The organism is Streptomyces sp. NPDC014995 (assembly GCF_043080745.1).
Taxonomy (GTDB): domain Bacteria; phylum Actinomycetota; class Actinomycetes; order Streptomycetales; family Streptomycetaceae; genus Streptomyces.
In genome coordinates this window covers 145,518-157,344 of record NZ_JBIBVX010000007.1, presented here as the reverse complement: position 1 = coordinate 157,344, position 11,827 = coordinate 145,518, and the positions used below count along the sequence as shown (strand labels likewise).

The window sequence follows — 11,827 nt, the reverse complement described above, 5'->3', positions numbered from 1 at the left end:
CGGGGCACGAGAGCGCGCCGTGCCGCACGTCATGCCGAGAGTCTCAGCGAGGGGTCTGCGACGAGGCCATGGGTACTTGTACGGGCCCGGGCCCGGTCCGGGGCCCGGGCATTTCTACGGGGTTGTCCTATGGGGTGGGTGCCTGGTTCGCTGTCCACCAGGACGCGATCCGGGCGCGGGAACCGAAGCCGAGCTTGGCCAGGATGTTCTCGACGTGGCCGTGGACCGTGCGCGGTGATCGTCCGAGCGCGGTGGCGATCTGCCGGTTGCTCATGCCTTCGGCCACCAGCGCGGCCACTTCCTGCTCCCGGGGGGTCAGCGGGCTGGGGGCGGGGGCTGTGGCGGTGGGCTCAGATCCGGTGCGCAGGGCGTAGTCGATGGCCTCGTCGGGGCCGCGGTGGCCGCTGCCCTCTGCGAGGGCCTGCTCGTACGCCGCCGACCCCAGGACCCGTACGACTTCTTCCTCGCACCGGGTGTGCTGCTCGGCCATGTGCGGGCCGAACGTCGAGATGGGGGTGTCGATATCCCGCTGCAGGGCATGCGCGGCACCCAGCAGTCGCGCCGCCTGCTGGTGGTTGCCGCGGGCGGCGATGACCCAGGCGAGCTGCTCCAGCATCAGAGCGACCCTGACGTAGTCGTTGAAGCCCTGCTCGTGTTCCAGCGCGGCCCGCGTCATGGCCTCGGCCTCCGCCAGGTCGCCGCGCCGCCAGGCGTCGTAACCCAGCGTCCACCACGCGTGCGCGCGGATCATCCGCTCGTCATGTGCCTCGGCGAGGGCGACCGCCTGCCTACAGGTCTGTGTGGTGCGTGGATCCCCGAGGTGGGACTGGGCGGTGGCCATCTGGATCAACGCGTAGATCGCCCCGATATCCTCCCCCGTCCTTCTGAGGGCGGGGACCGCTTCCTCGAACAAGGACACGGCCTCCGCCAGCCGGCCGCTGAACAACGCCAGCGTGCCGCGCAGGCCCTGGACGTTGGCATGCACCACATGGTCGTCCAGCCGCTCGCCCAGCTCCGCGGCCTCGTCCAGCCACCGGCACGCCGCCGCGTGATCGCGCTGCAACGCCGCGATCCAGGCGGCGAGCCACAGCGCCCTGGCCCGGGCCAATGTGGGCTCGGGTGCGGCGGCGAGCGCCCGGTCGAGCCAGCGGCGTCCCTCACCGAGGAATCCCCCTTCGCACCAGTGGAAGCGCAGCGCGGTGGCCAGCGCCAGAGTGGCCTGCGGGTCGCCGCCTTGGGCCAGCGCCGCGCGCAGATTGGCGTGTTCGGCACTCACCCGGGTCACGCTCTCCAACCGACCGGCGCCGTACCAGCCGTCGGCGACGCCCTCGGCGAGGGCCAGGTAGAAATCCTGGTGTCGGCGCAGCATCCGCTCCTCCTCGCCGGACTCGGCGAGCCGGTCCCGCCCGTACTGGCGGACGGTCTCCAGCAGCCGGTAGCGCGGCAGGCCGTCGCGCTCACAGGGCAGGACGATGGACTGGACGACCAGCCGGTCAAGGAGATCGAGCACCTCGTTCTCGCCGATGCCGTCGCCCGCGCAGATGGCCTCGGCCGCGTCCAGGCCGAAGTCGCCGGCGAAGATGGACAGCCGGTTCCACAGCAGCCGCTCGGCCGGGGTGCACAGCTCGTGGCTCCAGTCCATCAACGCGCGTAGCGTTCGCTGGTGTGGCCGGGCGACCCGGCTACCGCTCGTGAGCAGCCCGAAGCGGTCCTCCAGCCGGTTGACCACCTCGTCGACACTGAGGCTCCGCAGTCGGGTCGCGGCCAGTTCGATGGCCAGCGGCAGTCCGTCCAGGTCCTCGCACAACCGGCGGACCTGCGCGCGGTTAGCGTCGGTGACCCGGAACTCCGGGCGCATGGCGGTGGTCCGGTCCCGCAGCAGTTCCACCGCGTCGTCCGATGCCAGCGGAGGGACGGTGAAGAGGTGCTCGCCGAAGATTCCCAGCGCCCGGCGGCTGGTCGCCAGAATGCGCAGCCCGGGGGAGGCCGACAGCAGGGCGTGTGCCAGCTCGGCGCAGGCGTGAACGAGGTGCTCGCAGTTGTCCAGCACGATCAGCGGACCGCGGTGGGCCAGAAAGGCGGCGAGCTGGTCGATGACCGGTCTGGTGCCCACGTCCGGCAGCCCCAGCGTGGTCGCCGTGGCGTAAGCCACCGACGACGGGTCCCGGACCGCCGCCAGGTCCACCAGCCAAGCCCCGTCCGCGAGGTCAGCCGCCGACGCGGCGGCCGCCTCCAGCGCCAACCGTGTCTTGCCCACTCCGCCCGCACCGGTGAGCGTCACCAGTCGGGTCGTTCCGAGACGGCGGCAGAGCTCGGCGAGGTCCCGGCCCCTGCCCACGAAGGTGGTCAGGGGCGCGGGGAGATTGCCCGCATCGGACACACGGGGAGTCATGTTGGTGTGGGTGGTCACGTTCCCTCTCGCATTCCAACGGCTCGCGACCGTGCTGGAAGTATCAGGCAGGCCTGTCTGTGGGGGGCAGTACGCTCCGTCGCGGGTGGCTGGGGCGCGGCCTTGTCAGTGGGCGTCCCGGCTACCGTGCCCATTCCCGCGACGGCCACCAGAGGGGTCATCAGGGGCAACTCTCGCGTGCGGCACGCAGAGCGGCGGAAGGGGCAAGGGCACACTTATGCTGCTGAACAGTATCCAGCCGGCTTTCGGCCCCGGACGAGTACCGTGACGAAGGTCTCGGAAGTAGCTTCCAGCAGCCGACCTCGCGCCGGCAGTGCGACCCGTCGGCGCCCAGGCCGGGGATTGGAGCGTGACCTGAAAGGCGGGGTGCTGCGCTTCGGCCCACACAATGATGATCTCGATGCGGGGAGAGGGGATCCCTCTGGCGCCCGTGGTCGGTCCTGGGGCCGGGCCATCTCCGTCGGCTACTCGCGAGCAGGGCATCCCACTCAGCCACCCGCAAGGGCCGCTCCGCCATCGGCAGGGTGCAGGACTGCGGCACCCGTTCCAGATCGGTCATCACGCTCACCCCGTCAAGGGCGGGGCCGGGAACGTCCTCTCGTTGGAGGGCGTCGTCGGGCCGGCACGGCGAGGGTGTGATCACCTTCTGGTCGGCCCGCCCGCGAGTCCGTGTTGCTGGCATCCAGAACGTGAATGTCGTAGACGCCCAGGTTTCTGAGCTGGTCGCCCAACGACCGGGATCGGTTCGGGCGCCTCGCGGTCCGGTTCGCAGCCCACAGCGGTCTGCGTGGACGAGACAGCCCGCGAAGCGTCCCGTCGAGGTGGCCGGATCCCAAACCAGCGGAGCACCGTCCTCGGCCCGCGGATCCCGGAGCCTTGCGCTAGTGGACCACCTCCGGCACACCGCGGATGCGGTGGGGCCAGAACCGTTATGGCCGACGGTTGTGTCGGGTGCTACGGGGAGACCACCAGCGCACGGTGTGCCTTCAGCTCCGAGGCTCGCTCGGCGTGTCTACTCGGACTTGATGGCCGTGAGCATGTTCAGCCGGGCCGCGCTGCGGGCGGGCCACATGGCGGCCAGCAGCCCGACCAGCGCCGCCAGCAGCAGGAAGAGCCCGAACCGGTCCCACGGCAGCACGAACGCGTATCCCGGGATCTCCGCCTTGGTGACCTCGCAGATCGCCCAGCCCAGGAAGGCTCCGACCGCGATGCCGATCGCCGCGCCGAAGAGGGAGATGACCACGGACTCCAGCTGGATCATTTGTGTCACGCCCCGCTGGTCGAGTCCGACGGCGCGCAGCATGCCGACCTCCCGCTGCCGTTCGAAGACCGACATCGCGAGGGTGTTCACCACCCCGAGCACCGCGATGACCAGGGAGATCGCCAGCAGTGCGTACAGCACGTTCAGCACGGTGTCGAAGGCTCCGCTGAGCTCGTCGCGGATGGCCTGCCGGTCATCGATCTTGATCCCCGGGCGCCCGGCGAGGGCGTCGGCGAGGGCCTTCTCGTTCGTGCTGCCATCCGTCTTGAGGTAGACCTTCGAGAGAGTCGTGGAGGTGGCGTTCGGATCGATCACGTCCGCGGAGACGACGACCGGCAGGACGACTTCGTTGGACTCGAAGACGGCCCCGACGGTCAGCTTGCGGCTCTTGTCGGAGTCCCCGTACACCGCCGGCAGGGTGTCCCCCACTTTCCAGCCGTGGGCCCGCGCTTCGCCAGCGGCGACGGCGACCTGCCCCTTCGCGAGCGTGCCCTGCGAGCCTGAGACAACCGGGAGGCGGATGGCCTTGTCGAAGTCCGCCGGGGTGACGGCGGAAACATCCTCCTGGACGCCGTCGAGTTGCATCCAGGACTGCTGTTCCTCCGACACCGTCGTGACGCCGGGGACCTTGCGCAGTGCGGCGGCCGCCGAGGTGTCCAGGCCCGCGCCGCTGTCCGTGACCATGTAGTCCGCCTTGACGATGTCCGTCGTCATCTTGTCCGTGGACTGGCCGAGGGTGGTGGCGAGCACGGTCATGGCGCTGACCACCGTGAGGCCGATGGCCAGCGCGGAGGCGGTGGCGCCGGTACGGCGCGGGCTGCGTACGGCGTTCTGGCCGGCGAGCTTGCCGGAGACCCCGAAGCCGGCCCGCAGCAGCGGCTGTACGACCGCGATCACGGGCCGGGACAGCAACGGGATCAGCACGAGGACACCTGTCACGGCGAGGAAGGCACCGAACCCGACGAGCGCCCTGCCCTCGGAACCGCCGGCCCCAGCACCGGCGACGACGACCGCCGCGCCGAGCAGCGTGATGATGCCGCCGAGCAGGTTCCGTATCAGCAGGGACCTGGTGGTGGCGGGCAGGTGTGCGCTGCCGATCGCCGCGACGGGCGGGATCTTCGCGGCGCGGCGGGCGGGCAGCCAGGCGGCCAGCATGGTGACCAGGACCCCGACGACAGCCGCGACCAGGACGGTCGTCGACGTGACGACCAGCGGCCCGTTCGGGTTCTTCGCGCCGAAGACTCCGATCGTGGACCGCGCCACGGCGGCCATGACGGCACCGAGTCCGAGCCCGGCGCCGGCGCCGACGGCGCCGACCACCATCGCTTCGATCAGTACGGACCGGGTGACCTGCCTGCGGGAGGCGCCGACCGCGCGCAGCAGAGCGAGTTCCCGGGTGCGCTGGGCGGCGAGCATGGTGAAGGTGTTGGCGATCAGGAAGACGCTGACGAAGAGCGCGACGGCGGCGAAGGCGAGCAGGATCGTACTGAGCGTCGACGCGTCGCCCGCGCCTCCCTTGGCCCTCTCGTCGGCGAGTTGCTGACCCGTCTTGACGTCCGTGTAGTCCGGGAGCAGCTTCCTGAGGGTGGCGGCGAGTTCGGTGTTCGACGTGCCCGGGGCGGCGGTGACGGTGACGTACCAGTAGTAGCCGGGCTGGAGGAAGAGCCGCTGAGCGGTCGGCGTGTCGAACAGTGCCAGGCTGTCGCCCAGGGCCACCGAGGTGTCGTCGGTGGTGAAGATGCCGGAGAGCTCGTACGTCTTCGCCGGACCCCTGAGGGCGACGCGCACGGTGTCGCCGACGTGGTAGCCGCCCTTCTCTGCGGTGTCCTTGTCGAGCGCGACCTGGCCGGGTTCGGTGGGCCCGCTGCCGTCGGTGAACAGGTAGAGCGGGTCCTTGCCGTCCTTCCCGGGCGCGAAGTTGGCGCCCGTGCCGGACGAGCCACTGCCGATGAGCGCGCCGTCCTTGTCTGCGACGCCGGCGGCCCCGGTGACCCGCCCGGCAGCTCCGGCGACCCCGTCGAGCCGGGCGATCTCGTCCAGCTCCTTCCCGCTGAGGCCGGGGAGCTTGTCGGAGGGGTCGTAGGAGCGGACCTCGACGTCCACGTGGGCGTAGCTCTTGGCCTGCTGGTCGCGGTAGCCGTTGCTGAGGGTGTCGTTGAAGATCAGGGTGCCGGAGACGAACGCGACGCCGAGCATGACGGCGAGCACGGTCATCAGCAGTCTGGCCTTGTGCGCGAGGACATTGCGCAGGGCTGTGCGGAACATGGTGATTTCTGTCCTGGTGAGGTGAGGGGAGGACGGGGGTCGATCAGGGGGTGCGTGTCGGTCGGTACGACTCGGTGCGGTCCAGCTCGGCTCAGCTCGTACGGAACTTGGGGGCGTCGAAGGACTTCATGAGTTCGAGGACTCCGTCCGCAGTGGGCTCGTACATCTCGTCGACGATCCGCCCGTCCGCGAGGAAGACGACCCGGTCCGCGTAGGAGGCGGCGACCGGGTCATGGGTCACCATGACGACGGTCTGACCCAATGTCCGTACGGAGTCACGCAGGAACCCCAGGACCTCGGCACCCGCACGCGAGTCCAGGTTTCCGGTCGGCTCGTCCCCGAAGACGATGTCCGGCTTGGACGCGAGCGCCCGGGCGACGGCGACACGCTGCTGCTGGCCGCCCGAGAGCTGGGCGGGGCGGTGGCTGAGTCGGCCCGACAGGCCGACCATCTGGATGACGCTGTCCAGCCACTCCTTGTCCGGGGTCCGGCCGGCGATGTCCATCGGGAGCGTGATGTTCTCGAGCGCGGTGAGGGTCGGCAGCAGGTTGAACGCCTGGAAGATGAAGCCGACCTTGTCCCGGCGGAGTTTGGTGAGCTGCCTGTCCGTCAGGGCTCCCAGCTCGATGTCGCCGACGCGGACGGAGCCGGAGGAGAAGCCGTCCAGCCCGGCCACGCAGTGCATCAGCGTGGACTTGCCCGACCCGGAGGGCCCCATGATCGCGGTGAACTGGGACTGCTCGAAGCCGACACTGACCCGGTCGAGGGCGACCACCTGGGTGTCGCCCTGCCCGTAGACCTTGGACAGCTCGGTGGCGCGGGCAGCGAGGGTAGGAGTGCGGGGAGCGGGTGGCGAGGTGGTCACTAGGGTCTTGCTCCGATCGGGGGCACGGACAGCCCGGTGCGCGCGTACGGCCCACACCGGGCTGAGGACTCCTTCATCGTCCGGTCCGCACCGCACCCTCCGGATCAGCCGAAGTACTGACCGCCTGAGGCTGATGTCCGAGCGGGCCTCGTCATCCTCTGGTATGGCATTGCGTCAGCTCCGTGGATGACGCGCAGGAGAAGCCGCCTCGGAAGGAGGCAGGAGTGGGCGATCCTCTCGCCGGCTCTACACGCCTCAAACCGACAACCCGTCCCGTCGCCGTCTCAGCCATTCGGCCGATGCAGAGCCGAGCCGGAACGATCCGTAGGCCCGCGCGATCAGCAGCGTCACCGAACGCAGGCGAGACAGTGCAGTGCAAACGTCGCCTGAGCCCGGTATTCGCCGACCACCCCTCAGCTTTCGCAAACAGGAGGGAAGAACCATGGCTGAAGTCCTCGTCTACCTCGACCACGCGGACGGCGCCGTCCGCAAGCCCACCCTGGAACTGCTGACCCTGGCCCGCCACACCGGCGAGCCGGTCGCCGTCGAGCCGGGAGGCGGCGTCGCCGGCACCGCCGCCACGCTCGCCGAGCACGGTGCGGTGAAGGTCCTCACCCCCGAGGCCACCGAGTACGCCGACTACCTGGTCGTCCCGAAGGTCGACGCCCTCCAGGCCGCGCACGAGGCTGTGTTCCCGGCCGCCGTGCTGGTGCCGTCCTCCGCCGAGGGCAAGGAGATCGCCGCCCGTCTCGCGCTGCGACCGGGCTCCGGCATCATCACCGATGCCGTCGACCTGAAGGCCGGCGGCTCCGGCCGGTGGCCACGCAGTCGGTGTTCGCCGCGTCCTTCACCACCAGTCCCGTGTCTCCAAGGGCACCAAGGTCATCGTGGTCAACCCCAACAGCACCGCCGTCGAGGCCGCCCCGGCTGCGGGCATCGTCGAGGCCGTGTCCGTGGCCTTCTTCGCGCGGCCACCAGCGCCAAGGTCACCGGCCGTACGCCGCGTGAGTCGACGGGTTGTCCGGAGCTGACCGAGGCCGCGATCGTGGTCTCCGGTGGGCGTGGCGTCAACGGCGCACTTCGCGATCATCGAGGCGCTCGCCGACTCGCTCGGCGCGGCGTCGGCGCCTCGCGTGCCGCGGTGGACGCGGGCTGGTTCCCGCGCACCAGCCAGGCCCGCCAGACCGGCCAGAGCGTCTCGCCGCAGACGTACATCGCTTCCGGCATCTCCGGTGCGATCCAGCACCGCGCCGGTATGCAGATCTCGAAGACGATCGTGCCGATCAACAAGGACGACGAGGCCCCGGTCTGCGACCTCGTCGGCTACGGCGTCGTCGGCGGCCTCTTCGACGTCGTCTCGGCCCTGACCCAGGAGATCAAGACCCGCAAGGGCTGATCGCCTCCCGGCGTCCCGGTCGGTGTCGCTCCACTTCCGCCCGCACTCCTCGTCTCGTCGCAGCCGCGGAACGCGGTCAGGACGTGTGCCCTGCGCCTTCTCGACCGCTCCCCCACTCGCATCCGCCACCGGTGCTCCATGCCCGCCTGTGGCAACCGCACCAGGGCCCGCCCCCGCCAGGCCCGATCCGGCGGGAGTGAGCCCGCCCCATGGAGCCGACGGAGGACCTGATACGGAACGCCATGCGCGGTGGTGCTCGGCTCACCCGGCGGGCTTCATACGAAAGGCGGGGCCGGGAACGCTCTCGATGTCTTCCGCCGGTACGGCATGCCCTTCTTCGCAGCGGATCTGGACGTCGACGTACGCGCCGCATGCGCGGTGCCTCGCCAGCACGGCGGGCCCCTCAGGGTCGGCACGGTATCGGTCACCCCACTGCAGGAGCCCCAGCACGGCCGGTACCAGATCCATGCCCTTGGGAGTGATCACGTACTTGGGCCGGCTCCGCGAGCCGGGCTCCTTGTAGGTCTCGGTGGCCAGGATCCCTTCTTCCACGAGCATCCGAAGCCGCGCCGCGAGGAGGTTGCGAGGACAGCCCAGGACACGTTCGAAGTCGCTGAAGCGGGACGAGCCGTACCAGACCTCGCGCAGGATCAGGATCGTCCACTTCTCCCCCACGATCTCGAGGGTCCGCGCGATGGAGCAGTTCGACACGTCCCGGTCGAGACGGGGGTCCATGCCGGCCTCCTGAACAGCTTCGGTCCACGCGTCCATGGGGTGATACTAAGCCCCTCTGAGTTTACTTTCATATACTCAGCTAGTAGCGTCACGGCCGGTGCGGGACGCGCATCGACCACCGAGAAGATCACCCAGTAAGGCGGCCGGCATGAAGGCATTCGTCGTCGCGAAGTACGGCAAGGACGGCGCACGCGCCGCACAGGTACCCGAGCCCGCCGTCCGGGACCGCGATGTCCTGGTGCAAGTGAGGGCCGCCGGCATCAACCCGTTGGACACAATGGTCCGCAACGGCGAGTTCAAGCACCTCCTGAAGTACAGGCGCCCGTTCGTGCTGGGCCACGACGTGGCCGGTGTCGTGGTGCGGGTCGGCTCCGCCGTACGCGGTTTCAAGGTCGGAGACGAGGTCTACGCCCGTCCGCGCGACCTTCGGATCGGCGGTTTCGCGGAGTTCATCGCCATCGACGAGGACGACGTCGCGCCCAAGCCGGCCTCGCTCACCTCCCAGGAGGCAGCCGCGGTGCCTCTCGTGGCCCTGGCCGCCTGGCAGATCCTCGTCGACCGCGCCCGTCTTGGGCCGGGCCAGAAGGTGCTCGTCCACGCCGGTGCCGGGGGCCTCGGATCGACGGCCATCCAGCTCGCCAAGCACCTCGGCGCCACGGTGGCGACGACGGCAGGGACCGACTCCGAGAAGCTGGTCAGGAGCCTTGGCGCCGACGTCGTCGTCGACTACGCCAAGGAAGACTTCTCGAAGACGCTGTCCGGCTACGACCTGGTACTGGACTCCCTGGGCGGGGCGAACCTGGAGAAGTCGCTGACCGTGCTGAAGCCCGGCGGCCTGGCCATCGGCGTCGTCGGCCCGCCGGACGCCGAGTTCGCCAAGCAGCTGGGAGCCCCTTCCCCCCTGGGTGCACTCATGAACGCCCTCAGCCGCAAGGTCCGCAAGCAGGCCAACGCACTTGGAGTGCGCTACGAGTTCTTCTTCATGCAGGCCAACGGCTCCCAGCTGCGCAAGCTCAGCGCCCTGTACGACAGCGGGAAGCTCCGCCCGGTCATCGACACGGTCTTCCCGTTCGACCAGACGCTCGAGGCGTTGGCGTACGTCGAGCAGCGCCGGACCAGGGCCGGCAAGGTCGTGGTCTCCATGGCGCCCGACAACGACTGACCCGGCCGCCTGCACACTTCTGCCCGCCATCCCCTCTGGGTTTACTTTTCCGCACTCATCTCATGGCGTCATGACCGGCACATCAACCAGTCCCCCGCGAGCAGCGGGCGTGGCACCGAACCACGAAGGAGCACCACCATGGGAGCAAGCCCAGAGGCACAGCAGTTCGCACGGTTCCTCGGGAGCGTGAGCGCGAAGGCCTCGACACCGGGCCTCGACCTCGCCGTCATCCGCGACATCGTCGAGACGAACCACCGGGCGTCGGCCGAACCGGAAGGCGTCACCTACGCCGAAGTCGACGCGGGCGGTGTCCCCGCCCTGTGGTGCATTCCCGAGGACGCCCACCCCGACCGCACGCTGCTCCACTTCCACTTCGGCGGGTCGGTCACCGCCTCGATGCACTCGGACCGCAAGGCCGCCGGCCACATAGCCAAGGCCGCCGGCGCCCGCTCCCTCGTCGTGGACTTCCGCCTGGCACCCGAACACCCCTACCCGGCACAGCTCGACGACGCCGAGACCGCCTACCGATGGCTGCTCTCCCAGGGCTACGAGCCGCGGAACATCGGCAGCACGGGCCACTCGATCGGCGGCACCCTCGCCGTGATGCTGCCGCTGCGACTGCTCGCGAAGGGCGAGGCAGCCCCGGGCGCGATCGTCAGCGTCTCCCCGTGGACCGACCTCACCCTCCAGAACGCATCCGTGGACGAGAACGAGGACAACGACAAGATGCTCAGCAGAAGCATCCTCGAGCTCTTCCGGGCATCCTGGCTGCAGGAGCCCGGAGTGGACTTCGCCGCCCCCGGGATCAGCCTCGTGAACGCCGACCTGACCGGTCTGCCGCCCACCACCGTCCACTACGGCGAACACGAGACCCTCGCCGACGACGGCGCCCGGCTCGCCCGCCGCCTCGCGGACTTCAAGGTCACCTCCGAGGTCCACCCGCTGCCCGAAGGACAGCACTCGTTCATCCTGGGCGCGGGACGCGTGCCCGAGATCGACCGGGCCATCCAGCAGATGGGCCAGTGGCTTCGCCGGCACCTGGGCACCTGAGCAAGGACCCGACACGCAGGGCCCGAACGTGACGACGATCGCGATGCCGGCCTGCGCACGTATCGGCGCGATCCACTCGGCCGCCTTCGGCGGGTTCGCCCCGTGAGAACTCGCCGTCCGTATCGATGACGCGGCCCTCAAGGCGGTCGTCTCCGCCTTCTGCGACATCGAGGGCACGCGCGTCATCAAGAGTGCGACCGAAACCGGGCACTCGGTCCCAGCCGGGCGGTGACGTGCTCGGCGGTGAGAGAGGAGTGCCCCTCGGAGCACTCGACGACGACGCGGACCGGAGCATCGCAGTCGGTGTGGCGAACGTCCAGCACAGGACCCTCGGAGTCGAGGGCGTACGCCTCGCCCCACTGCCTCAGCGCCATCAGGACGGGCCACAGGCCCCAGCCCTTGCGGGTCAGGTGGTACTCGTTGCGGGAACGGCTGCCCGGCTCCCGGTAGGGGACCGCCTTCAGGATGCCGGCCGCGATCAGCTTCCTCAGGCGGTCGCTGAGGACGGCCTCCGACAGGCCGATGTGGCGGTGGAAGTCGTCGAAGCGGCGGACTCCGTTGACGGCGTCCCGCAGGATCAGCAGCGTCCATTTCTCTCCGACCACGTCGAGCGTGCGCTGGACGGGGCAGTTCTCCGTGCTCGTCTCAAGCCACTCCATTCGGCCATCGTAAGAGCCTGGCTT

The 11,827-nt window shown here is 69.8% G+C and carries 9 protein-coding genes; 4 read left to right on the top strand and 5 right to left on the bottom strand.

The features are described from left to right. Positions 1-127: 127 nt before the first annotated feature. The 3 genes from ACF1A1_RS16290 to ACF1A1_RS16280 all read right to left on the bottom strand — a co-directional run bounded on the left by ACF1A1_RS16290 (position 128) and on the right by ACF1A1_RS16280 (position 6,801). Positions 128-2,392, bottom strand: a complete 2,265-nt coding sequence (locus tag ACF1A1_RS16290; RefSeq protein ID WP_392000389.1) for an ATP-binding protein — start codon at positions 2,390-2,392, stop codon at positions 128-130. Positions 2,393-3,422: 1,030 nt separating this feature from the next. Then, the gene (locus ACF1A1_RS16285) at positions 3,423-5,936 is read right to left on the bottom strand and encodes an ABC transporter permease (protein WP_392000388.1); all 2,514 of its coding nucleotides are present in this window, start codon (positions 5,934-5,936) and stop codon (positions 3,423-3,425) included. A 91-nt stretch (positions 5,937-6,027) separates the two neighbouring features. Next, a complete protein-coding gene (locus tag ACF1A1_RS16280; RefSeq protein ID WP_392000386.1) occupies positions 6,028-6,801 on the bottom strand; it encodes an ABC transporter ATP-binding protein in 774 nt (257 codons plus the stop codon). 442 nt (positions 6,802-7,243) lie between these two features. On the opposite strand from ACF1A1_RS16280, the gene ACF1A1_RS16275 reads away from it, so the two are divergent. Together ACF1A1_RS16275 and ACF1A1_RS16270 are read left to right on the top strand one after the other, a co-directional pair. Continuing rightward, positions 7,244-8,197, top strand: a complete 954-nt coding sequence (locus ACF1A1_RS16275; protein ID WP_392000385.1) for an electron transfer flavoprotein subunit alpha/FixB family protein — start codon at positions 7,244-7,246, stop codon at positions 8,195-8,197. Positions 8,198-8,287: 90 nt separating this feature from the next. Beyond that, positions 8,288-8,428, top strand: coding sequence for a CGNR zinc finger domain-containing protein (locus tag ACF1A1_RS16270; protein WP_392000712.1), 141 nt, complete (start codon positions 8,288-8,290; stop codon positions 8,426-8,428). A gap of 30 nt (positions 8,429-8,458) precedes the next feature. Here ACF1A1_RS16270 and ACF1A1_RS16265 read toward each other — a convergent pair whose 3' ends face one another. After that, entirely contained in the window at positions 8,459-8,932 is a 474-nt protein-coding gene (locus tag ACF1A1_RS16265) for a winged helix-turn-helix transcriptional regulator (protein WP_392000711.1), read from the bottom strand. Between the two features lie 148 nt (positions 8,933-9,080). On the opposite strand from ACF1A1_RS16265, the gene ACF1A1_RS16260 reads away from it, so the two are divergent. Next, on the top strand, positions 9,081-10,094 hold the full coding sequence (locus ACF1A1_RS16260) for an NADP-dependent oxidoreductase (protein ID WP_392000384.1): 1,014 nt from the start codon (positions 9,081-9,083) through the stop codon (positions 10,092-10,094). A gap of 138 nt (positions 10,095-10,232) precedes the next feature. Beyond that, positions 10,233-11,144, top strand: coding sequence for an alpha/beta hydrolase (locus ACF1A1_RS16255; RefSeq protein ID WP_392000382.1), 912 nt, complete (start codon positions 10,233-10,235; stop codon positions 11,142-11,144). Between the two features lie 185 nt (positions 11,145-11,329). On the opposite strand, the gene ACF1A1_RS16250 is transcribed toward ACF1A1_RS16255, so the two are convergent. After that, complete coding sequence (locus ACF1A1_RS16250; protein WP_392000381.1) at positions 11,330-11,803, bottom strand: winged helix-turn-helix transcriptional regulator; 474 nt, start codon at positions 11,801-11,803, stop codon at positions 11,330-11,332. Positions 11,804-11,827 lie beyond the last annotated feature (24 nt).

Bases quoted from the DNA above. Each gene is read 5' to 3' on its own strand.
- ACF1A1_RS16290 (WP_392000389.1), bottom strand. From the start codon at position 2,392: ATGACTCCCCGTGTGTCCGATGCGGGCAATCTCCCCGCGCCCCTGACC.
- ACF1A1_RS16285 (WP_392000388.1), bottom strand. From the start codon at position 5,936: ATGTTCCGCACAGCCCTGCGCAATGTCCTCGCGCACAAGGCCAGACTG.
- ACF1A1_RS16275 (WP_392000385.1), top strand. From the start codon at position 7,244: ATGGCTGAAGTCCTCGTCTACCTCGACCACGCGGACGGCGCCGTCCGC.
- ACF1A1_RS16265 (WP_392000711.1), bottom strand. From the start codon at position 8,932: ATGGACCCCCGTCTCGACCGGGACGTGTCGAACTGCTCCATCGCGCGG.
- ACF1A1_RS16260 (WP_392000384.1), top strand. From the start codon at position 9,081: ATGAAGGCATTCGTCGTCGCGAAGTACGGCAAGGACGGCGCACGCGCC.
- ACF1A1_RS16255 (WP_392000382.1), top strand. From the start codon at position 10,233: ATGGGAGCAAGCCCAGAGGCACAGCAGTTCGCACGGTTCCTCGGGAGC.
- ACF1A1_RS16250 (WP_392000381.1), bottom strand. From the start codon at position 11,803: ATGGAGTGGCTTGAGACGAGCACGGAGAACTGCCCCGTCCAGCGCACG.